The following is a 21,976-nucleotide window of genomic DNA, read 5'->3' on the forward strand; positions in this document are numbered from 1 at the left end:
GGGAGTGGCCCGGGCCATTATCGGCCCGGGCTGCGCGATCTAGAGGTGCTGGTCGCAAGGCTGCATCATGATCGTGATTGCGCTCTACGTACGGGAGGGCAATTTGCTTCAACGACACCAAGGTGGGACCGCCCTGTCTGATCCCAAAGTCAGACCTCAAGCTGCGATTTAAGTTTACTTTTTCACCGTTTCCCAAGGAGCGACAGGGTCGCCGCAGCCTAGTAACTATCTCTTTTCCGTTGCGCATCTTTGATAAGAGCAGCAAGCCGATAGAAACCGTGGGCCATCTTGGTGTAGGGCGTTAGCAGGAAGAATGTCAGGACCGATCCAAGATGAATAGCAAGCAACGCGGGCATCAAAGCCGTTGATCCGAAAGCGTAAAGAGCAAGTCCGCTAAAACCGACGAATCCCAGCAACAGGATGAAACCGATATCGCCGCCCCATGCCGAAGCATCACCGAGATTGCGATCGGACCTTTGCTTGAGAATTGCCATGGCGCAGCAACCCACTGTCAACAACACACCGCCGGAGATTCCGAATAGTTTGGGCAAAGACCAGAACCCGTACGGCGCATGCATTCCAAAGCCATAATGCATAACCGTTGCAATCGAGGTCGACGCGAAGCAAAGCAGGAAGCCATACTTGATCGCGTGGTGAATATGACGTCGCGCCTGACTGAACCGGTCTTCTTCTTCAAAATTACAGCCTTCACCATGACCTGCGGCAAGATCCTGCATTCTACCCGCTCGTTTGAAGGCGGCCAGCAGGTCCGCCATTTTGATGGGTTTTCCCCCCACCTCGGCCCAATAGCGCCTTAGGCTGATGGCAATGCTAAAGAGTGGCAGCAAGAATGCCGGAGCAAAAATCGCAACCATCGCATTATGCGACAGAACGGCATAAAACCCGTCCCCTCCGCTAGAACCTATCGCGCGAATTGCCCAGAACAACAGGGCAAATCCGACCACAAGTGCCAGCGCAATCGCCCCGCCCTGGGTGTGAAATCGGCGCGCCAGCGGCTGCGGCCATGCGAAGCTTTCCCAGCTGTCCCTCCGTACCTCGGCCAGAGCCTTCGGCAAATTCAGGTCGAACTCGTGCGGGGCTGTGTACTGGCAGGCGTAGTAGCAGCCGCGGCAGTTGTGGCACAGGTTGGCCAGTTGCGTGATGTCCCCATCCGAGAACGCGCGTTCCGCATGAAGCGACGGAAAGACCGAACAATAGCCCTCGCAATAGCGGCAGGCGTTGCAAATTTCAGCCTGACGGCGGGCTTCCTGTATCAATTCAGTTTGCATAAGCGGCGGCCTCACGTCCTGCGATGCGTCCAAAGACGGTTCCGATGGTCATGCCGAAACCGGCTAGATAGCCTTGCCCAAGGATCGAGCCCGCCATGGTTTCGCCAGCCGCCCACATGTTTTTGATCTTGCCGTCGGCGCTCGAACATTGCGCGGCATCGTCGACTTTGAGGCCCAAATAGGTGAAGGTTACGCCCGTACGCAGCGAATAACCGTAAAATGGCGGCTCGGTGATCGGACGCGCCCAGTTGGTCTTGGGCGGGTTCAAGCCAGATGTTGAAACGCCGTCCAGCTCTGTCGGATGAAAGGCGCTTGTATCTCCGCAGGCGGCGTTGAATTCAGCGATTGTTGCGGTCAACTTTCCGGCAGGCAGGCCCATCATCCCGGCCAGTTCTTCCAACGTATCTGCCTTCAGCGGTGGAAACACCGACGGCATGAACAGATTCAACGAATTGGCGTCGATGATCACATAGCCAACTTGATCTGGTTGGGCTGCCACCAAGCGCCCCCAGATTGCATAGCGCTTGGGCCAGACATCCTCGCCCTCATCGTAGAAGCGCTCGGCATCCTTGTTCACGACGATCGAAAACGGCACGCAATCCAGACGGGTGACAATACCACCGTCAAATTTCGGTGCACGCCCATCAATAGCAACGGCGTGGCATTGGGTCGGGTCGCCAACACTCTCGACGCCTTGGTCCAGAAGATCAGCCAGGACCACGCCTCGGTTATAAGGAGTGCCTCGGATCAGAAAGTTTTTTGCAGGCTCACCCCATGCACGGGTCAGCCAATCCGTATCGGCCTGAAACCCGCCCGAGGCGACGATGACTGCCTTTGGCATTATCCGGTGGTTTTGACCTTCATAGGTATAGTCGACCCATTCGATCCGATCCCCGTTCAGCTCCAAATGCGTGACGGCGGCTTCATACAAAACATCGATACCCAAACCCGCCGCAGTTCGGTAATAAGCATTCACCAGAGACTTCCCGCCTCCCATAAAAAAGGCATTTGTCCGCGCCAAAGAAAGTGTTCCGGAAAGAGAGGGTTGAAACCTGACACCGTGCTCTTCCATCCATGGCAGGCATTCCTCGGAAGTGCGGATCGCGAGGCGGGCCAGATGCTCGTCAGTTTTGCCGCCGGTGACCTTCATCAAGTCCGCGAGATATTCGTCTTCGCTATACTCTTCGATCAACGGGCCCAAAGGGCCACCATGCATGCAGCGAAAATTGCGCGTATGGCGCGAGTTTCCTCCGCGATAGGGTTTTGGTGCGGTTTCCAGTATCAGAACGCGGGCACCGGCTTCCGCGGCGGTCATCGCGGCGCACAAAGCAGCGTTCCCGCCACCGATCACAGCGATATCGTAAGCTTCCTTTTGGGTGGCCATATCCTGTCTACCTAGTGATTTTCGTCGGTTGTCCGATCGCGTTCCTGCAACGCCCGGATACGCATTCGTTGTGCGGCCTGAATATGCCCGCGCATTTCTGTCTCGGCCGCCGCGCCATCACGTGCCTTCAGCGCGGCCATGATACGCCGATGTTCAGCGACTGCCGCTTCGGCCCGATCTCCGTCCAACAATTGCGACGGCCCAAGGATCAGCAGCGCCTTCTGCAAGGACAACATGGATTTCGCGAGAAATCGGTTCTTGGCTGCATCCAAAAGTGTGGCATGAAATATCCGGTTGATCCGAGCCGCGTCGGGACCTGTGCCAGCCTCGGCCAAACGATCATTCAAAACGTCCAACTCGTCCAATTCGACATCCGACGCCGCACGCGCTGCTAGACGGGCCGCAGTGCCTTCGAGCACTGCGCGCATCTCATAGAGCTCCATCACCTCGGCGTAATCCAGACTGCGGACGGTCGCGCCCTGCCGTGGTACATGCGTGACCAGGCCGTCGGTCTCCAGCTGCCGGATCGCCTCGCGCACCGGTGTTCGGCTGACACCCAACCGTTCAGACAGCTCAATCTCGCGCAGGCGCTCGCCGGGCAAAAGGGTGCCCTCGCGAATCTCATCCAACAGGCGTTGATACGCCGAATTGCCTTGCGGGCCAGGCTGTAAGGGGTCGTCCTGAATGGTCATCGCGTGCTCACTTGTCTTCTTGCGTCCATTTGTATACATTTGGATACATAGTGAGTCAATATTGTCGGAAGCTGCACTTTGCCCACCCAGAACAAAACACCTTCTCTCCTCGCAAAGCGGGCCTTAACACTGGGCTTGGCACTTCTTGGCACAGGGCTATTCTGGGCGTTGGATCTGCCATTACCTTTTCTGTTCGGCCCGATGAGCGTGTGTCTGATTGCGGCTCTGGCTCATGCGCCAATGGAAGGCTTTGGTCAGGTCTCGATTGCGGCGCGCACCATACTTGGCGTGGCTGTGGGGGCTTCGATTACCCCAGCCCTATTTGCAGAACTGCCGAAGATGGCAGCGTCGATTGCACTGATCCCGTTCTTTATCCTGCTGATCGCGCTGGTCGGAGTGCCATTCTTCCGCAAGGTCTGGGGCTTTGATACCACGACCGCGTTTTACGCGGCCATGCCCGGCGGATTGCAGGATATGATCATCTTCGGGGCCGAGGCTGGCGCTAACCCGCGAACGCTGTCCCTGATCCACGGAACCCGCGTTCTGATTATTGTAACGCTGGCCCCTCTGTTTCTTACGGTGTTTTACGACGCCCAACTCACCAACCCAATCGGAGAGCCCGCGCGCAACCTGCCGATACATGAATTGGCGCTGATGGTTCTTGCTGCCTTTGTCGGCTGGAAAGGCGGTGAGCGGATCGGCTTGTTCGGAGCGTCGATTCTAGGGCCAATGATCCTGACGGCTGCGTTGTCACTAGGCGACTTCATTCACACCCGACCGCCTCGCGAGGCCATCCTTGCGGCTCAGTTCTTTATCGGCTGCGGAATCGGCGTGAAATTCGTAGGTGTCACATGGGTCGAACTACGCCGTGTGGTGGCGGCGGGCTTCGCCTATGTCATTGTCCTCGCCGTTCTGGCGGCCGCTTTCACTGCCGTTGTCACCACCTTGGGGCTGGGCCAACCGGTCGAGGCATTTTTGGCCTTTGCCCCCGGCGGGCAGGCAGAAATGACAGTTCTGGCCATCGTCTCAGGCGCGGATCTGGGCTTTGTGATCACGCATCATCTGACAAGGATCGTGTTGGTAATCATCGGTGCGCCGATAGCGGCCAACCTTATCCTGCGCTGGTCCAAACCTCGGGGTTGATCATGTGAACCGGAGCGCCTGCAGCGTAGGCGTTCACTTGATCGAAAATGTCCGAAAATTGCAGATCAAACTCATCCTCGGTCACAAAGCCGATATGCGGCGTCGCAATCAGATTTGGATGCGAAAGCAAGGGGTCTTTCGGATCATTGAGGGGTTCGGAATCGAAGACATCGATTGCGGCCTTCCCGGGATGGCCGGCATTCAGCGCCCCAAGCAATGCCCCTTTTGCAATAAGGCCAGCACGAGATGTATTCACAAACAGTGATCCCGGCTTCATGTGCGCGAAGTCTGACGCAGTAATGATGCCGTTTGTGCCTGGCTTTAGGCGAACATGGATCGAGACAACATCGCTGTTGGCAAAGAAAGCTTCGCGGTTCGCGGCGACCTGAACACCATCTGCCTGCGCCCGAACCCGGCCTTCATCTGAGGACCACCAGACTACATTCATTCCAAATGCCTCGGCGTAGCCCGCGACAACGCGTGCGATACGGCCATAGCCGTACAGTCCCAGCTGCCGCCCTCTCAGCGTCTTGCCAACTCCGGCCTGCCACCGCCCCGCTTTGACCGAGGCCATCTGCGCAGGTAAATCGCGCATCCCGGCCATGATCAGCGCCCAAGTGAGTTCGGCTGCAGCATACGAAGGCGTTCCACCATGCATGTTTGAACACAGCAGAACACCGTTGTCCGAGCATGCCTGCACATCAACGTGCGGATACACGCTGCGCTGACTTATCAATCTCAGGTTCGGCAGCTTTTCGATCAAGTCGCGGGTTACCTTGGTGCGTTCGCGAAACAGAACCAACGCCTCGGCCTCCTGCAACCGTGCCGCCAATTCATCGGTATCCTCGACATGATCTGTCCAGATCTTCACTTCGTGGTCGGATAGCTTTCCAAAACAAGGCAAGCCCTGCAGTGTATCAAACCAATCATCCAGAATGTGAACCTTCATCGACTTTCCAAACCCTGCCCGGTATTCAGTTTTCTTGGCGTCGGCACAAAATGCAGCGTATCGAGTGCTGCAAGCGCATTGCGGACCCGCTCGCTTTGATCCAGCAAATGGTTGAACTGCTCATCGCACCCGGCGATCGGTGTCGGGTATTCCGCAATGTCCCGCCGCAGGACCGACTGCGCCAGCCTGAGTTCCTGACGCGCAATATCGAGGCATTCAGAATAATTGTTCATCGTGGCACCTTCATATTGTATACCTTAGTATACATAACGGAGGCCCCAGTTTCAACTGCCACTCCACACAGATCCGGGTATATAGACATGCCCATCTGCAAGCTTTCGCGCAGTCCGCACCAGACCAGCAGAGTTTACGTTGAAGTCCCCGTCATTCGAGAAGTCCACCAGCACATCAATCTTCCCAGAAGCGTGTTCCAGCACAACTTCAGCCGGGCTTGCCTTAGGTCGGTCCAACAACCCATCAGCGACGGTTCCGGGCGTCAAAGCACAAGACGCCATGCACTGCGCACCCGTAACGGCCATTGTCGGGTGAGTTTTCCATGGCATGAAATACCGAACTGCAAGGGTTCCGCCCTCTTTGGCTGGTGCCAACAGCCCGAATTTGGGGGTTACCGATTTCGATACATCCCCCATACCCATCAGTTCCCCGGCTTCGATCCGAACTGCCTCCATCTGGGCAAAGAAAGAGCGGTTGGCGTCCAGTTCTTCCGCGCTTTCATACCCATTTAGTCCAAAATCGGTGGCGCGGGCCATAGCCATAGGCATCGCGACATCCATACAGGTCAGTTCGACCCCTTGCACCGTATCGCGCAGATTTCCGGTGGGCAGAAATGCACCTGTTGCCGAACCCACAACTCCCATAAAACTCAGTTGTACCGGTGCAGATTGCCCAGGAACTCCGGCAATCTCGGCATCGCCCTCATAGGCCAGTTCACCACCCGGGGTCTGCACTTTGGCAACCACTCGCGCACCCGTATTAACTGCGCGTATCCGGACCACGGTCTCATCGCCTTGAGGCTGAAACAAACCCATTTCAATTGCGGCCGGAGCGACGCCGGAAAGAATGTTTCCGCAAGTTGGCTTGAAGTCGACCAGCTTTTCCTCAACCGAAACCTGCGCGAAGAAATAATCGATATCGGCCCATTCATCATCGCTGACAGATAACATGGCTACCTTGGTCGTCACAGCATTACCGCCACCGATTCCGTCAATGTTAAACGCCTGCCCGGCCCCTAGGGCAGCGACCAGCACATCAGCCAACGTGTCCATATCCACGGGCAGGTCAGAGCGACGAAAATAGGGCCCCCGCGAAGTGCCGCCACGCATGAAAATATACGGGATTGCTGTCTGGGTCATCTCGAACCCCTCCTCTACAAACCGTCAAAAACTGTTGTGTTTTCAGCTTTGTCCGACCTGTTTGCTTCGCAGGCAGGACCTCAGTGGAGCATTCATTTCAGTGGCCATGGCAGGCTCACCATGTCTTGCAACAGTCCCGGTGGGAAATCCCGGTTCAGAGCGCCTGCCATGACGCACATGAAACCGATGCCACAGGCTGTCAGGATCAGCGTCATCTGCCAGCTTGAACCGGCTCGAATGCGGAAGAAGGCAATCAGAAACCCGATCAGGGCTAGGATGAAACCAACAACCCACGTTGCCGCGATAAGACCAGCAAACCACGCCAACGTCGACCAAAGCCCATGCGGAGCGCTCGCATCTTCACCGGCAATTTCCTTATCGGCAAAGATTGCATCACCCTCGGGTCTCCGCATCATCTGGATCAGCAGGATCACGCAGCAGAACAAGGACACACTGCCAATCACCAACGGGATGATCTTGTCGGTCATGTTGTAGTCTGGGATCATGTTGGCGTTGATCAATGCCGCGATTAGGTAGGCCATGATCACCAGCAGGAAGATCAACGGCGCGCGCTTGCTGCCAGACTGGACTTCACCTTCGGCCATGATCATTTTAGCCTGCCGAATTCCTAAAATGACCGAAGCCACAGTAACCAAGATCAGAACAATCACGATCGGGCTGAAGACATACTCCATGCCCTCGCCAAAGCTTTTGCGGAATCGGAATGAGGCAATCTGGAATGCCTGATTGGTAAACTTCTCAACCGGGTTCGACAGCACGAACCCAATAAGAAAGGCCGGGCGCGACCAATCGAACCGGCGCAGGAAGATCCCGATCAGGCCGATCACGAACAGCGCCAGAAGGTCTTCGAAGTTCTGACCAGACTGGAAGGCTGCAAAGCTGATCAGCATGAACAGGAAAGGTGCCAGATAGGTGAAGCGGATCGTTGTCAGCTTGGCGATGCCTCCGGAAGCCGCGATGCACAGGATGGTGCCCACGACGTTGGCAAGCGCCAAAAGCCAAACGATCGAATAGGTGATGTCGAGATTGTCCTTGAGCATGCTTGGACCGACCTCGATGTCACCAGATCCCAACAGAGCCACTGCACCGATGAAGATCGCCATCGAGCCCGAGCCGGGAATGCCGAACAGTAGCGTAGGCACCAGCCCGCCGCCTTCCTTGGCGTTGTTTGAGCTTTCCGGCCCGATGACGCCACGCACTTCGCCCTTGCCGAAGTTGCTTTTATCTTTGGTCGATTGAACCGAATGGCCGTAAGCGATCCAGTCGACGACCGAACCGCCTAGGCCGGGAATGACGCCAACGACCACCCCGATGATCGAGCAGCGAACAGACAGCCAGATATTCGCGGCCCAGTCTTTGACGCCGTCCAGCCAACCCGCCCCCAGCGAAGCCCCTTTGGCAATCGATCGATCCTGCCGCAGCAGCGAGACGATTTCGGGAACGGCAAAGATGCCCAATCCAACGATGACCAGCTTCAAACCATCTGTCAGATACGGAATATCATAGGTTGCCATACGGAGCGAACCGCCAGCGTCCGCCTCACCAATTGTGCCAACCATCAACCCAAGCCCAGCAGCTGCGACGCCCTTTAAGGGGATACGCCCAGCCAGAATGGCGACCATCGAAAGGCCAAGAATTGTGATCATCAGCATCTCGGGCAGGCCGAACGCCAGAACGATGGGACGCGCGACCAGGATGAACATGGTCAGAAAAGTTGCGCCGACCAAACCGCCAAACAGTGATGAAGCAAAAGCTGCTGACAATGCTCGCGCGGCCTCACCTTTTTTCGCCATCGGGAAGCCGTCCAGCACCGTAGCCTGTGAGGCGGAACTGCCGGGGATGCCCATCAGAACTGATGCGAAGGTGTCAGAGGTTGGAACAACAGCAACCATCCCGATCATCAGCGCCAACCCAAGGATCGGGTCCATGCCGAACATGAAAGGGAGCAACAGGGACAAGCCGGCAATACCGCCAAGTCCCGGGAAAACACCTACGGCCAGTCCCATAACGACACCGAGAACAAGATACCCCAGAACAATAGGTTGCAGGATCAGACCCCACGCATCACTGAACGCAGGAAGAGCGGTGGCGAAAACCTCCATAGCGGCCGCCTTTCATATACTGTCTTGTGTTTGAAAAAGCGCGCACCCGACATTGGGGTGCGCGCTGTGGTGTGTGGGCTTAGTTCAGCTCGACACCATAGGCTTCTTTGAGCCAGTTCAGAACATAGCCTTTGGCATTGTCGTCGACGTTTGTTGCGGTTTGCAGCGCCGCCTTGGAACCGTCGCCCACAAATACCGGGTACTTACCGACGCGTTTGGACGAAATATCAGCAAAGTCGCCGCGCTCGGTCACAGCCTGAAACGCTGCAGTGTAGGCGTCAACCACTTCCTGTGGTGTATCACCCGGCAGAAAAGCCAACTTCTGAACCGGGAAACCCGCGACAAAGAACGCTTTCCAAGCGTCCCACGCCTCGCCACTGGTTTCACAGCCATCCGTTGCCTCGCAAACCTCTTTGAAGGTTGGAATATCAGGGAAGGTCGGATCACGGACAATGTTTCCATCGGCATCCAGCGCCCCCCAGGTCATCATCGGCACAGCCTGACCGGCCTCAACCAGCGGGGCCGATCCACCCAAGTAACCGGATGAGGTCTGATAGTCGATGTTAGCTTCGCCACGTTCGAACATCAGACGACCATCGCCACGGCCTTTGATGCCAAAGACTGGCTCAACGTTCATACCCAGCATTTGCCATGCCAACAGCGGCACGAGATCCAGACGCGTTGCGCCCTGCGAGCCGTAGATGAAGTTCGTGTCTTTCAACGCATTTGCGGAGCCATCAAACTTGGCACCATCTTCTGCGTTCAGATAGGCGACACCACCCGTCCCGGACGCCATAACCGGGATCCAGTCGTTGTATTCATAACGCACGCGCGGATCGCTCAGCAGATAAGGGAATTGAGTTGAACCGGAAGTGCCGAACAACAAGGTTCCATCATCGTGGCTTTGTTCCTGGAACCAGTTTGCGCCTTTGGTCGAACCAGCACCCGGCATGAATTTCACGACCACGGTCGGTTGACCCGGAAGAGCTTCGGACAGAAGCGGCGCAAAGAAGTTGGCCCATTTCGCCGAACCACCCGTTTCCGAGAACGGGATGACCCATTCGATGGTCTTGCCCGAGAAATCAACCTCGGCAGCGGCAGGTGCAGCGATACCGGCGGCGGCGATCAGCCCCACGACGGCGCGACGGGTGAAGTTGGAAATGGTCATTGGTTCCTCCCTGTTGACCAGACAATCACGTCATCGCCCCCGGCGCTACCGTGATCGCAAATAGAACTGTGGGGTTGATTCCCCCTCCCATCTGGCAATCATGGAGCGCCAACCTTGCGCGAAACTTGCAGGAGACCTAATGCGGATCGTCATAGTCGAGGACAATGAGCCACTCGCCAATGCCATTGCTTATCGCCTTCGTGACCGAGGTCATGCGGCAGATATACTGACTGACGGAGATGCGGCTGACCTTTACCTTCAACAAGAAGGCGCGGATTTGATCGTTTTGGATATCAACCTACCCGGCCGGTCAGGGTTGGACATCCTGAGGTCGCTTCGCGAACGTGGTGACAGTGCGCCCGTGATCCTGCTAACAGCGCGCACCGAAACAAGCGACCGGGTGACCGGTTTGGATATGGGCGCAGATGACTATCTGGTCAAACCCTTCGAAATGGACGAGTTAGAAGCACGCGTCCGAGCACTTTCTCGGCGCAAAGAGCTTGACTACGGAGCGCGGGAGAGCATCGGTAGCCTCGAATTCGACCGCGCATCGCGTCAGGTTAGTGTTCAGGGCGAAGTCATTGATATACCACGGCGGGAAATAGCGGTGCTTGAATGCCTGTTGGAGCGTCGGGGCAGAATTGTTCCTAAAAGCCAACTCACAGATTATGTCTATGGCGTTGGGGCCGATGTCGATGACTCAGCTGTTGAACCTCATGTGTCGCGGTTACGAAAACGCCTTCAGAATCTCGGCATTAAGATCAAGACAGCGCGCGGTCTGGGGTACCTTCTTGAGGTGCAGAAGTGATCAGGCACGGCTCCCTCAGGCTACGACTCTTCATTCTTATCCTGACACCCTTGGTGTTGCTTGCGATCCTTCTTGGGCTTTGGCGCTTTATGATTGCCCAGGAAACGGCTCAGGAGCTGTTTGACGACAGCCTGCTATCTGCCGGTCTTGCAATTTCACGAGATGTCGCGATTTCAGGAGGTGACGCACTTTCGCCCACCACGCGCAGCTTGATCCGCGACGCGTCGGGCGGAGAGATCTTTTATCATGTTACGGGCCCGGGTGGCATCTACGTGACTGGCTATGCATACCCTCCGGCACCCGCGAACCCGTCTACACAAGAGGCGAACAGGCCGCAGTTTTTCGAAGCACTCTATCGCGACGAGCCGGTGCGAGTTCTTAAGCTGACAGAACGTGTGACCATAGAAAATTTGATAGGAGATGCGACGGTCACAGTTTGGCAACGTATGGCGGATCGCAACGCGTTTGCAAATGAGCTGTCAATCCGCGCAGGAATTCTCATGGGAATCCTACTTGCCACTCTGGCATTTGTGGTATGGTTCGGAGTTGCTCGCGGCCTGCGGCCCCTCCTGGATTTACAGGACGCAATCGACCTGCGCTCCCCAGATGACCTGAGTGAGATAAAACGCCCTGTACCGGCCGAAGTTCAAGGTGTCGTCAAAACCTTGAACCGACTCTTTAGACAGGTGGAAAAAAGTATCAATGCCCATCAGGTGTTCATATCCGAAGCCGCACATCAGCTACGGAACCCGGCGGCCGCCGTTCAGTCGATGGCCGAAGCGCTTCGAGATGCGAAAACCGATAAAGACCGAGATAAGCGCATCATCGAGCTTGTTGCAGCGGCAAAGAACTCAGCAACAGTCGCTGAACAACTGCTATCACTTGAACGGCTCAGGCAACCGACGCACCAAGATCAAATGGTTGAAATTGATTTCCGCTCGGTTGTCGAAGAAGCCTGCGCAGAAATGGGAGTTCACATTCTTGCAAAAGGCATCGAGTTTGATGTCACGATGCCAGAGACGGCGGTCACAGTATCAGGTGATCAGGTGTTTCTAACTGAAGCTCTAAAGAACCTGTTAGACAATGCTGTTAAGCACGGTGGCGCTAAACTGAGCCGCATTTCAGTCGTGCTGCGTTCTGACGGCGGAAACGTTAGGCTTACTGTCGCTGATGACGGCGCTGGCCTTTCGCCCGACCAAAGCGAAGCTGCATTTAGTCGGTTCTCCCAGTTGGAATATTCCGAAGGCAGTGGTCTGGGTTTGTCAATCGTCTCTGCGGTGGCGCAGCGCCACGACGGATCAGTCTTAATCAACCAGGTCGAAAGAGGAGCGAGCGTTACGCTTGAGCTTCCGATAATTCTTTGAATTGTTTCGTTTTTGACAAATCCGGCCCCTATCAGGATTGAAATACATTATTTAAAATTGCTGCGAATGTAGGTTTTCCGCGTCCTTTTTGCTGCGACTGAGATGTTCACTAAACGTGCCGGCCCCGCGTGAGTTGGGGGCCCGCATTGGCGATGCGTGTCGTGCCAAGATCATCGTCCTCAGGCCTACCGGTAATTTCAACTGCGACAAATGCGAGACCCTTTAGGATCAAACACTTGATCGATGAACATTTGACTGGATTTCGATCAAACGACTGATAACTTGCCTCGCAGCGGTTTTTGATTGCAACAGCGTTGCACAGAAAATCTATTGGAGCGCGCTATTGGTAATTCCGTTTCATGTCCGGGAAATGCTTCAACGCATAAAAGCACGATTTGATGCTGACCAGATACCTCAGCAGATGGCGCCAAGCGATGCAGAGTTTTCAACCTTACGCCCATCTCGCAAGCCGACCAAGGAGATGGTCGCACGATTCTGGGAGAAGTTGAAACCAACGGCCAGCGACAAGGATCAGGCACAAATTGCAGATTCGGCGGCTATCGAAGATGCCGAAACCTATGGCGCCAATATCGAGAATTTCATCGGGACGGTTAAGCTTCCAGTCGGGGTTATTGGCCCCTTACGCCTGAACGGAATGAACGCCAACGGCGACTTTCATGTCCCCCTCGCAACAACCGAGGCAGCGCTGGTCGCATCTTATGCCCGGGGCGCCTACGCCGCCGCTCGGTCGGGCGGTATCAGTACCGCTGTTTTATACGAAGGCGTGCTGCGGACCCCGGCCTTTGTGTTCGATAGCCTGCTAAGAGCGGGGCAATTTGTGGATTGGGTGGTGACCAATGTTGACAGGCTCAAATCTGCGGCCGAAGCGACGACCCGTCATGGCAAGCTTGTATCGCTGGAGCCATTCATTGACACCAACGTCGTTTTCCTGATTTGCCGCTATACCACTGGTGATGCTGCAGGTCAGAACATGGTGACCATCGCCACCGACGCCCTTTGCCACGCAATCACGGATAGCTGTCCTGTTGCGATTGAGAACTGGTATGTCGAAGGTAATTTCTCGGGCGACAAAAAGGCCTCGGCGCTGGGGTTGGTGACGGGGCGCGGGCGGAAAGTCAGCGCCTCGGTTACGCTTCCGGCTGAGATTGTCGAAAAGACACTGGGAACGACGGTCGAGGCGATGCTGGACTATGGCCGTGTCGCCAATCTGGGCGCACATTTGTCTGGCCAGTTTGGCGCACAGGCGCATTATGCCAACGGGCTGGCTGCGTTCTATATCGCAACCGGACAGGACGCGGCCTGCGTTGCCGAAAGTGCAATGGGCGTCACGCGTATGGAACCTAGGGGCGGCGATCTATTCTGCTCGGTTACGCTTCCGAATATCCTTGTCGGCTCGGTCGGCGGCGGAACCGGTTTGCCAAGCCAGGCAGCAGCGCTGAACATACTCGGTCTACGGGGCAGCGGGTGTGGCACGGCTTTGGCCGAAGTTGCTGCGGCCACGTGCTTATGCGGCGAAATCTCCATTGTCGCCGCGATTGCTGCCGGTCATTTCACCCGCGCCCATGAAAGTCTGGCCCGCCACAGATGAGCTTTCAGAACCGATTTTGGATTTACCAATCCGAGCGCTTTCCGCTTAAGAAAACCGTCCCCCTGCTGCTGGTGTTTTCCTCGGCCAGCATTTGTGTGTCTGCCCGTCTGGCAGACCGCCCCTTGCCCGAGTGGCCTGCCTTTGCCGCCGGTTTTGTGCTGGCCATGGCGCTGTTCTTCCAGATGCGGGTCTGTGACGAGTTCAAAGACGCCGAGGATGACCGACGTTACCGACCCAACAGGCCAATCCCACGCGGATTGGTCTCACCAGGCGAAGTTTTGAGCTTGGGCTTACTGACCATTCCAATTGCACTTGCGGCTTCCTGGTTCTGGCACCCGTCGGTTTTGTGGCTGTTGGGCGCGGTTTGGATCTGGCTCGCTGCGATGACAGTTGAATTCGGTGTCCCGGCCTGGCTGAAGGCCCGGCCGGTTCTGTACCTGCTAAGCCACATGGCAATCATGCCCTTGATCGATCTATTGCTGACTGGCCTCGAATGGCTGCCGGCAGGCGGCGCAGCACCCTCACTATGGCTGTTCCTGGCGTTGTCCTTTGTGAATGGCTGCGTCCTTGAGATCGGGCGCAAACTGTGGGCGCCCGAAAACGAGATTGAAGGGGTCGACACCTATTCCTCCAAATGGGGTCCGCGCCTAGCAGGACGTATCTGGATCGGCTGCATTCTGCTATCCTACGCGCTTCTCGTCGGCACAGGCAGCGCCAGCGGGGTTGGCTGGCCAAGCGCCCTGATCGGCACACTGGCGCTGGTTCCCTGCGGGGTTGCTGTATTCCACTACGGTCAGACACCCACTGTGAAAGCACAAAACAGGATGGACACTGTTTCCGGTCTGTGGGTATTTTTTTGCTATGCCACGGCTGGTTTCCTACCCTACCTGATCGGAGCCGTAGCATGACTTTCATCGTCGACCAAATGGATGCCAATGACATCTCTGTGGTTGGAGGCAAAGCGGCAGCCCTGTCGCATCTGACACAGCACGGGTTTTCCCCGCCCGCATTCTTTGTCATCACAAATGACGCGTTTCGTATGGGGCAATCGGGCCCGATCGCGCAAAAAGGCCTGCGACTGGCTGTGTCCAGCGCGCTTGAAACACTCGGGTCCGGGCCTTACGCGGTACGCAGTTCTGGCCAGTCCGAAGATGCCGTGGACCACAGCCATGCGGGACAGTTCGCAACGGTCCTGAATGTTCCCGGCAAGAGTGTGATCGCGGCGGCCAAGCAGGTTTGGCAATCCGGTTTCTCATCAACGGTCGAAACCTACCGCGCGGTCAAATCCGGCGGCGAGGCCGAGGCCCCCGCGATCATCGTGCAACGCATGATCGATGCCAAAGCGGCCGGGGTAGCCTTTTCCGCCGATCCGGTCAGTGGCCGGCGCGATGTGGTCGTGATCTCAGCGATTGACGGGCTTGCAGAGCAGCTTGTGTCAGGGGAAGCGGACGGAGAAGACTGGGTCATCGATGCAGATGGCGTACCGGAAAGCGCTCCTGACGCCCCTGCACATTTGACCGTCACGGAGGCGCGATCCATCGCGGCCCTCGCCCGAAAGGCCGAGGCGTTATTCGGTTCTCCTCAGGACATCGAATGGGCCATTGATGCGCAAGGGCTGCATATTCTGCAGGCCCGGCCGATCACCACGGCCCTGCGCCCTGCCCCGCTCGAAGATCAGACGCTTACCATTTTCGACAATTCCAATATCGTCGAAAGCTATCCGGGCATCGTCAGCCCGCTGACTTATTCCTTTGCCCTGCACGTGTATTCTCAGGTATATCGCGCTTTCGTTAGGCTGCTGGGCGTGTCCCGGCACACGGTCGCGCTGAACCCCACTGTGTTTGACAATTTACTGGGGCGGGTGGACGGGCGCGCCTATTACAATCTGATCAACTGGTATCGCGCGCTGGCACTGTTGCCCGGGTTTTCACTGAACCGCGACTATATGGAAACGATGATGGGCGTTTCTGAACCGATGCCGCGTGAGGTCACGGATGCTCTTGCCCCACCCCCCACCACCGGCTGGCACAAGATCGTGGAGTACGCGAAACTGGCCAAGGTTGCGGGCGGCCTGATCTGGCAGGCCATCCGCCTACCGCAGACCCGGCGTGATTTTTACCGCAGGCTGAACGACATATTACAGACGGGGCTGAACGTGGATGCCTCTAACGCGACCCAACTGGCTGCGGAATACCGGCGCATTGAAAGCACTCTGCTGGATCGGTGGGATGCCCCGCTGATCAACGATTTCCTGTGCATGATTGCCTTTGGCGGCTCGCGCAACCTGTTGCAAAAGTGGCTGGGCGAGGCCGGGTTGACCCTGCACAACGACCTCATGATCGGGCAAGGTGATATCGTTTCGGCGGAACCCGCGCAACGCATCGCCCGGATGGGAGAGTTGGTTCGGCAGGCAGGGCTTGCCGCTCCTTTGAAGGCCAATGCACATCTGTCGGTTTTGTCAGGACACCGGCAAATCGAAGCCGAGGTTGATGCGTATCTTGAGAAGTTCGGCGACCGGTGTACGGAAGAGCTCAAGCTGGAAAGCGTTCCGTTACGCGATGACCCGACCAGTCTGTTGCTGGCCATTGCAGCCAGCGCTGAACGTCCACCTTCCGGGCGTCAGGACGGCGATGAACCGGACTGGAAGGCTCTGTTTCCGTCAAACCCACTCCAACGGTACTTCGCCAAATGGATTTTAGGCTGGACCAAGGCGCGGGTGCGCGACCGTGAAAACCTGCGCTTTGAACGCACGCGCATATTTGGTTATGCGCGGCGCGTGTTTCTGGGCATCGGCCGCGAATTCGCTGCCCGTGACCTGCTTTCATCGCCAAAGGATGTATTCTTCCTGACAACACATGAAGTTCTCGGAGCAGTCGAAGGTTATAGCCTGTCACCTGATCTGAAAGGCATCGTTGCGCAGCGCAAACTGGAAGACGAAGCCTCGTCCCGACGCCCAGATCCGCCGGAACGCATCGAAATCCGTGGCCCCGCCATCGCCCCGGTTTGGTCCGAGAACGCAGAAGCGGAGGCGGACACTGCACGGATGAAGCACGGCACAGGTTGTTCTGCAGGTCAGATCAAGGCGCGCGCGCGCGTGATCCGCGACCCGCGCACCGAGGCCTTAAACCCCGGAGATATACTCGTGGCGCGCCACACCGATCCGGGCTGGATCGCCGTATTCTCGAACGCATCCGCCATCGTCGTCGAACGGGGGTCTCTGTTGTCACATTCTGCGATTGTCGCACGCGAACTGGGTATCCCCTGCGTGGTTGGTTTGAAAGGCGCAACCAACTGGATCGAAGATGGTGAGATGATCCGGGTCGACGGGGCAAGCGGCGCGGTGGAGCGGTGCGATGGATAGCAGTGAGATTGAGAAAAAGGCGGATTTCGACCATATCCGCTATGCCCAACTGTGGGAAGACGCGGATGTTCTCACCTCCGCCCTGGGCGATTGTGCGGGCAAGACATTGGTCTCCATCTGCTCTGCCGGGGATAATGCGCTGGCAATGCTGACACTCGATCCCGCGCGCATTGTCGTTCTGGATCTTTCACCGGCCCAGATCGCCTGCCTTAAGCTCAGGATCGCGGCCTATAAAGTGCTGACCCATCCCGAATTCATTGAACTCACCGGCTCGCGGCGAAGTACCCGACGGGGCGCATTGCTGAACCAGGTTTTGGAAGCCACAGATGCCGAAACGCGCGCTTTCTGGCGGACTCTGATCACGGAAGTCGAAAAACACGGCATCGGTGGCGTCGGCAAGTTCGAGCGCTATTTTCGCATCTTTCGAACTTGGCTACTGCCTCTTGTGCATTCACGCCGAACCATCGACGCAGTGTTTGTTCCCCGCTCGCCCGCAGAGCGACTGACATTCTTCGACACGCGGTTCAACACGGTGCGATGGCGTCTTTTGCTGAACATCTTCTTCTCTCGCCTCGTCATGGGCCGCATGGGCCGGGACAGTGCGTTTTTCGACCATGTAGAGGGTAGCCCGGCCCAACATGTCGCCCGCCGCATCCGTCATGCGGGAGTCACCACCGATCCCTCGCAAAATCCCTATCTGCACTGGATTCTCAAAGGCGATCATGGCGACGCGCTGCCGATGGCGTGGCGTTCCGAGCATTATGAGACAATCCGATCCCGGTTGGATCGTCTCGACATCCGCCTTGGATCGCTTGAGGCTTTTGTGTCGACCGACGAAAAAGCCAGAGGATTCAACCTGTCCGACATCTTCGAGTACATGTCGCCCGAGACCTTCCATCAGGTTTACGGGTCGATCCTGACCGCTGCAGAGCCAAATGCCCGACTAGTCTATTGGAACATGATGGCACCCCGGAGGGTTCCGCCGGAATTCAGAAACAAGGTTGAAACCCTGACCGACATCGAAACACAGCAGAAGGCCCGCGACATGGCATTCTTCTATTCGGATTTCGTCGTCGAAGAGTTTCAACCGTGACTGTTATTGGGCAGATTCTGCTGGCGGCGGGGTCGGTGCTGGCTCTGGTCGGCGTAATGATGATTATACGCAATCTGGCTAATACAGCGGGCCTGAAACCCGAAGTGCAGCGCAAGCTTATGCATGTCAGCACCGGCCTCTTTGCGTTGTTGCTGCCCTGGTTGTTTCCCGATCGCTGGCCGGTTTACATGCTGATTGCGGCCACAATCCTGGTGATGCTGGTGCTGCGCCTGCCTCGTTTTTCGTCGGGTCTGGGTGCAACTTTGCATGGTGTGGATCGTACGTCCTACGGCGACTTTCTGCTCGCCCTGTCAGTTGGGCTTTGCTTTCTGCTAGCCGGGGAAAACACGCTGTTCTACATACTGCCAATCGCCGTTCTGACACTCGCGGATGCAGCCGCTGCGCTTGCCGGGACCACGTATGGAACCAAACGCTACGTGGTAGAAGATGGCGACAAGAGCTTAGAAGGATCAGTGGTGTTTTTTGTCGTAACACTATTGGTTGCGATCATCTGCTTTTTGTTCTTATCGAAACTCCCGCCATCTAACATCATGATGTTGTGCCTTATGGTTGCGGCTTTTGGTACATTAGTCGAGGCACAAAGCTGGCGCGGGTTTGACAACCTGTTCCTGCCGCTTGGCTTGTTGATTTTCCTAAACGGCCACTATTTCAGCTCTTTGGCAGAGCTCGCGCTGTTGGCCGCCATGTTCTTTGCCGCCCTTGCCAGTTTCGGCGTAGTGGGAACCAAACTGGGCCTGACCAAACATGCGACCCGTGTCTATGTTGTCGCGGTTTTTTTGCTGCTGGCCGCCGCAAAGCTGCAGAACACAGTACTGCCGATCATGGTTCTTGCCGCACATGGCTGGGCGCGTACCGCTTCTCCTAGTGACAGTAAGTACCCCGATCTGGATATCATAGCCGCCTTGGGGCTTTTGGGATTTGGTTGGCTTGCGGTGGGAAATGCAACGGGATGGGATGCAGTTTCCTTTTTTGGGCTCAGTGCGATGGGGTTGGCTATGGGGCTCACTGCTGTGGCGCTGCGTCCTATTCCTATTTTGATGCCGCTTGCTGCGGCTGTCCTTTATTTCATTCGGGCTTGGGCTGTTTCCATGAATTCTGAACAGTCGAACTGGGCCGAACCACTGACGATTCTGGCCCTGTTGTCGCTATTTTGTACAGTCGCAGTGCCGCTGCTCCGACCACATTGGTTCGAAAAAGACCGAGTGCTCAGGTTGACACTGTTGGCCCTCACCCTGCCCTTGATTTACTACGTTTGGATCGTTGCTGGATCGCTTGGTGCAGGGTACTTTACCGGAGTCGTTTCATGACCAAAGAGACAATCAAAACAGCGGATGCAAAGCTGACCGTTTATTTGAACGGTCCGAACTGGGACGGCGTTCCCGCTGCGACCTTCGGCGATTTTTCCTGCAAAACGTCCGAAGCCGGTGCCGAAATCCTGCGCAAAGGGATCGAGAGGGTGCAAGACGCAGGCCTGGATCGCATCATCGGGCCGATGTCAGGCGATACCTGGCACAGTTACCGGTTCGTCTCGGATAGCGACGGGTCCGCTCCGTTCCTGATGGAGCCTACCAACAAACTTCATGAGCCGGGGGTTTTCCAGTCGGCAGGATTTACAGAGATCAGCCGGTATTTTTCGGCCCGGGTGCCGTTGCGGACCGCCGCTGGATCAGCACCGCCAGAAACCAATGGTTTTGTCGTGGAAGAATGGGATGGAACAGACCCCGAGGCCCTGTTTCGTCAGGTCTTTAAACTTTCAACCCGTGCGTTCTCAAACAACGCGTTCTACAAGCCGATTGCCGAGGCAGATTTTCTGGCCATGTATATGCCAGTTGTGCCGATGATGAAGCCCGACCTGATCCTTTTTGCGCGCCGCCATGACGGGACATTGGCCGGGTTTCTGTTTGGCATTCCCAATTATGCCGAAGGCCCCAATCCGGCATCCGCAATCCTCAAGACCTATGCAAGTCTCGAACCGGGCGCCGGACGGCATCTGGCTCACCGGTTTCACAAGGCGGCGCTCAAGATGGGGTACGAAACCGCCATTCATGCGCTGATCCATGATGACAACACCTCCGCCGAGCGCAGTGCAGCGGAAGGCGCGACAATATTCCGGCGCTATACTTTGCTTGGACGGAAACTGAATGACTGACCTACTGTCCCAATTCGCCGCGGCGGTTAAACGGGTTCCTGACCGGACAGCCATAGTGGACAGCAAGGGCCGCGAGATCACCTTTCAAACCCTGCACACGCGCGTTCAGCACTTGGCAGGTCGGTGGCAGGACAAGGGTATCCAGTCAGGTGATCGTGTGCTTTTGGCCATGCCAGTCAACGCGGACCTATATGCAAGTCTGGCTGCGCTTTGGACCCTTGGCGCAACCGTTGTCTTACCAGAGCCAGCCTTGGGGCTGGCCGGTCTGCGCCACGCCGCCCGAACAACGAAGCCAAAAGCGTTCTGTGCAGCGGGTGCGTATTCTTTGCTGAAGTTTCTGGTTCCGGATCTCTGGGCATTGCCCCTGCTGACGCCTGGTAAAAGCCGCAGCAACCCGGTGGCGCAAAAGGTACAACCGGACGATATCGCCCTTATTTCCTTTACTTCTGGTACAACCGGCCAGCCCAAGGCCATTCCGCGCTCGCACGCGTTTCTGATGGCGCAGCACGATGCCATCGCACCCCTCCTCGACAGCCGCAAGGCCGAGCGCGATCTGGTGGCCTTTCCGGTGTTCACCCTGATCAATCTGGCGGCCGGGCGCACAAGTGTTCTGCCCAACTGGAGGTTCAGCAAGCTGGACCAATTGTCGCCGGTGCAGTTGGAAAGCTGGCTTCAAACGCAACAGATCACCCGGGCCCTCATCCCACCATCGCTATGTGAAAAACTGGTTCAATCCGAGGATACCGGGCCATTGCACACGGTGTTCACCGGCGGCGGCCCGGTGTTTCCGAATCTTGTCGAGGCGTTGAGAACCCGGCACAGCCTGTCGGTTGTGTGCGTTTATGGGTCGACCGAGGCTGAACCGATTGCCCATCTCGACGCCGCGGATATCTCGGTGAAGGATCACCGCGACATGGCTGTTGGAAGGGGTCTTCTTGTGGGATACCCGGTGCCCGAAATCACGCTCCGCATCCGCGACAATGAAATTCAGGTCGCCGGCGCACATGTGAATGACGGGTATTTGACCCCGACCCACTCAAAGAACAACAAAATCAAGGAAGGTGACGTCATTTGGCACCGGACCGGTGACGCTGGCGCGCTGGATGATGACGGGCGTTTATGGTTATGGGGGCGCGTCGGGTCCGAAATTGAAGTCTTTTCAGGTACGCTCTTCCCCTTTGCTATCGAAGTCGCCGCACAGCGATGGCCAGGTGTAGATCGATGCGCGCTCGTCAATACCAAAGCAGGCCCCACACTTTGCGTCCAAGGTTCCGCGGATCACATCGACGATTGGACTAAATCTGCGCTTGGTTTTGACGTTCCAAATGTGATTTCGATTAAGCACATTCCTATGGACAAGCGTCATGCCTCCAAAGTCGATCGTACGAAACTTACACGCATAATAGAAACCTGACGCAATATGGCTCGTAGGCCACTGAGCCTGCCCAAC

General features: G+C 56.6%; 18 protein-coding genes. 10 read left to right on the forward strand and 8 right to left on the reverse strand.

Annotated elements, in window-relative coordinates; genetic code table 11:
• Positions 1 to 218 precede the first annotated feature (218 nt).
• From tcuB to ACR0A1_RS10990, 3 genes are read right to left on the reverse strand one after another with little or no spacing between them, the layout of a single operon-like run.
• Positions 219 to 1,289: a tricarballylate utilization 4Fe-4S protein TcuB gene (gene tcuB, locus ACR0A1_RS10980; RefSeq protein WP_480867453.1), complete on the reverse strand. Its 1,071-nt coding sequence runs from the start codon at positions 1,287 to 1,289 to the stop codon at positions 219 to 221.
• On the reverse strand, positions 1,279 to 2,673 hold the full coding sequence (tcuA, locus tag ACR0A1_RS10985; RefSeq protein WP_170625053.1) for an FAD-dependent tricarballylate dehydrogenase TcuA: 1,395 nt from the start codon (positions 2,671 to 2,673) through the stop codon (positions 1,279 to 1,281). The genes tcuB and tcuA overlap by 11 nt, the downstream gene beginning before the upstream one ends.
• An 11-nt stretch (positions 2,674 to 2,684) precedes the next feature.
• A complete protein-coding gene (locus ACR0A1_RS10990) occupies positions 2,685 to 3,365 on the reverse strand; it encodes a GntR family transcriptional regulator (protein WP_170392730.1) in 681 nt (226 codons plus the stop codon).
• Between the two features lie 78 nt (positions 3,366 to 3,443).
• Here ACR0A1_RS10990 and ACR0A1_RS10995 point away from each other — a divergent pair, with 78 nt between their 5' ends.
• On the forward strand, positions 3,444 to 4,508 hold the full coding sequence (locus ACR0A1_RS10995; protein ID WP_170662974.1) for an AbrB family transcriptional regulator: 1,065 nt from the start codon (positions 3,444 to 3,446) through the stop codon (positions 4,506 to 4,508).
• Here ACR0A1_RS10995 and ACR0A1_RS11000 read toward each other — a convergent pair.
• From ACR0A1_RS11000 to ACR0A1_RS11020, 5 genes are all read right to left on the reverse strand, one after another.
• Positions 4,477 to 5,457 (reverse strand): D-2-hydroxyacid dehydrogenase family protein, encoded by a 981-nt coding sequence (locus ACR0A1_RS11000; RefSeq protein ID WP_480867456.1) that lies wholly within the window; start codon positions 5,455 to 5,457, stop codon positions 4,477 to 4,479. The two genes, ACR0A1_RS10995 and ACR0A1_RS11000, sit on opposite strands and share 32 nt — an antisense overlap.
• A complete protein-coding gene (locus ACR0A1_RS11005) occupies positions 5,454 to 5,690 on the reverse strand; it encodes a hypothetical protein (protein ID WP_170513062.1) in 237 nt (78 codons plus the stop codon). The genes ACR0A1_RS11000 and ACR0A1_RS11005 overlap by 4 nt, the downstream gene beginning before the upstream one ends.
• Before the next feature lie 51 nt (positions 5,691 to 5,741).
• A complete protein-coding gene (locus ACR0A1_RS11010) occupies positions 5,742 to 6,830 on the reverse strand; it encodes a 4-oxalomesaconate tautomerase (RefSeq protein ID WP_480867458.1) in 1,089 nt (362 codons plus the stop codon).
• A gap of 92 nt (positions 6,831 to 6,922) precedes the next feature.
• The gene (locus tag ACR0A1_RS11015) at positions 6,923 to 8,953 is read right to left on the reverse strand and encodes a tripartite tricarboxylate transporter permease (protein WP_170662980.1); all 2,031 of its coding nucleotides are present in this window, start codon (positions 8,951 to 8,953) and stop codon (positions 6,923 to 6,925) included.
• 79 nt (positions 8,954 to 9,032) lie between these two features.
• Entirely contained in the window at positions 9,033 to 10,121 is a 1,089-nt protein-coding gene (locus tag ACR0A1_RS11020; RefSeq protein ID WP_170402506.1) for a type 2 periplasmic-binding domain-containing protein, read from the reverse strand.
• A 139-nt stretch (positions 10,122 to 10,260) separates the two neighbouring features.
• Between ACR0A1_RS11020 and ACR0A1_RS11025 the strand changes: the two genes are divergently transcribed.
• From ACR0A1_RS11025 to ACR0A1_RS11065, 9 genes are all read left to right on the forward strand, one after another.
• Positions 10,261 to 10,929: a response regulator transcription factor gene (locus ACR0A1_RS11025; RefSeq protein ID WP_170392736.1), complete on the forward strand. Its 669-nt coding sequence runs from the start codon at positions 10,261 to 10,263 to the stop codon at positions 10,927 to 10,929.
• 53 nt (positions 10,930 to 10,982) lie between these two features.
• A complete protein-coding gene (locus ACR0A1_RS11030) occupies positions 10,983 to 12,293 on the forward strand; it encodes a sensor histidine kinase (protein WP_480503648.1) in 1,311 nt (436 codons plus the stop codon).
• A gap of 370 nt (positions 12,294 to 12,663) precedes the next feature.
• Positions 12,664 to 13,902 carry a hydroxymethylglutaryl-CoA reductase gene (locus ACR0A1_RS11035; RefSeq protein ID WP_480503650.1) on the forward strand — a complete coding sequence of 413 codons (1,239 nt, stop codon included), beginning with the start codon at positions 12,664 to 12,666 and terminating at the stop codon, positions 13,900 to 13,902.
• A complete protein-coding gene (locus tag ACR0A1_RS11040; RefSeq protein ID WP_480867462.1) occupies positions 13,899 to 14,810 on the forward strand; it encodes a UbiA family prenyltransferase in 912 nt (303 codons plus the stop codon). The genes ACR0A1_RS11035 and ACR0A1_RS11040 overlap by 4 nt, the downstream gene beginning before the upstream one ends.
• Complete coding sequence (locus ACR0A1_RS11045; RefSeq protein WP_480867464.1) at positions 14,807 to 17,263, forward strand: PEP/pyruvate-binding domain-containing protein; 2,457 nt, start codon at positions 14,807 to 14,809, stop codon at positions 17,261 to 17,263. The genes ACR0A1_RS11040 and ACR0A1_RS11045 overlap by 4 nt, the downstream gene beginning before the upstream one ends.
• Positions 17,256 to 18,356 (forward strand): DUF3419 family protein, encoded by a 1,101-nt coding sequence (locus ACR0A1_RS11050; RefSeq protein WP_170513244.1) that lies wholly within the window; start codon positions 17,256 to 17,258, stop codon positions 18,354 to 18,356. The genes ACR0A1_RS11045 and ACR0A1_RS11050 overlap by 8 nt, the downstream gene beginning before the upstream one ends.
• Positions 18,353 to 19,684 carry a hypothetical protein gene (locus tag ACR0A1_RS11055; protein ID WP_480867466.1) on the forward strand — a complete coding sequence of 444 codons (1,332 nt, stop codon included), beginning with the start codon at positions 18,353 to 18,355 and terminating at the stop codon, positions 19,682 to 19,684. The genes ACR0A1_RS11050 and ACR0A1_RS11055 overlap by 4 nt, the downstream gene beginning before the upstream one ends.
• Positions 19,681 to 20,526, forward strand: a complete 846-nt coding sequence (locus ACR0A1_RS11060; protein ID WP_480867468.1) for a hypothetical protein — start codon at positions 19,681 to 19,683, stop codon at positions 20,524 to 20,526. Before ACR0A1_RS11055 ends, ACR0A1_RS11060 begins: the two co-directional genes overlap by 4 nt.
• Positions 20,519 to 21,940: an AMP-binding protein gene (locus tag ACR0A1_RS11065; protein WP_480867470.1), complete on the forward strand. Its 1,422-nt coding sequence runs from the start codon at positions 20,519 to 20,521 to the stop codon at positions 21,938 to 21,940. Before ACR0A1_RS11060 ends, ACR0A1_RS11065 begins: the two co-directional genes overlap by 8 nt.
• Positions 21,941 to 21,976: the final 36 nt, after the last annotated feature.

The organism is Ruegeria sp. D6 (assembly GCF_056534365.1).

Excerpts from the sequence above, each read along its gene's own strand:
- ACR0A1_RS11010 (WP_480867458.1), bottom strand. The coding sequence starts at position 6,830 with ATGACCCAGACAGCAATCCCGTATATTTTCATGCGTGGCGGCACTTCG.
- ACR0A1_RS11015 (WP_170662980.1), bottom strand. The coding sequence starts at position 8,953 with ATGGAGGTTTTCGCCACCGCTCTTCCTGCGTTCAGTGATGCGTGGGGT.
- ACR0A1_RS11060 (WP_480867468.1), top strand. The coding sequence starts at position 19,681 with ATGACCAAAGAGACAATCAAAACAGCGGATGCAAAGCTGACCGTTTAT.
- ACR0A1_RS10990 (WP_170392730.1), bottom strand. The coding sequence starts at position 3,365 with ATGACCATTCAGGACGACCCCTTACAGCCTGGCCCGCAAGGCAATTCG.
- ACR0A1_RS11045 (WP_480867464.1), top strand. The coding sequence starts at position 14,807 with ATGACTTTCATCGTCGACCAAATGGATGCCAATGACATCTCTGTGGTT.
- tcuA (WP_170625053.1), bottom strand. The coding sequence starts at position 2,673 with ATGGCCACCCAAAAGGAAGCTTACGATATCGCTGTGATCGGTGGCGGG.
- ACR0A1_RS11040 (WP_480867462.1), top strand. The coding sequence starts at position 13,899 with ATGAGCTTTCAGAACCGATTTTGGATTTACCAATCCGAGCGCTTTCCG.
- ACR0A1_RS11065 (WP_480867470.1), top strand. The coding sequence starts at position 20,519 with ATGACTGACCTACTGTCCCAATTCGCCGCGGCGGTTAAACGGGTTCCT.
- ACR0A1_RS11000 (WP_480867456.1), bottom strand. The coding sequence starts at position 5,457 with ATGAAGGTTCACATTCTGGATGATTGGTTTGATACACTGCAGGGCTTG.
- ACR0A1_RS11050 (WP_170513244.1), top strand. The coding sequence starts at position 17,256 with ATGGATAGCAGTGAGATTGAGAAAAAGGCGGATTTCGACCATATCCGC.
- ACR0A1_RS11020 (WP_170402506.1), bottom strand. The coding sequence starts at position 10,121 with ATGACCATTTCCAACTTCACCCGTCGCGCCGTCGTGGGGCTGATCGCC.
- tcuB (WP_480867453.1), bottom strand. The coding sequence starts at position 1,289 with ATGCAAACTGAATTGATACAGGAAGCCCGCCGTCAGGCTGAAATTTGC.
- ACR0A1_RS11005 (WP_170513062.1), bottom strand. The coding sequence starts at position 5,690 with ATGAACAATTATTCTGAATGCCTCGATATTGCGCGTCAGGAACTCAGG.
- ACR0A1_RS11025 (WP_170392736.1), top strand. The coding sequence starts at position 10,261 with ATGCGGATCGTCATAGTCGAGGACAATGAGCCACTCGCCAATGCCATT.
- ACR0A1_RS11035 (WP_480503650.1), top strand. The coding sequence starts at position 12,664 with ATGCTTCAACGCATAAAAGCACGATTTGATGCTGACCAGATACCTCAG.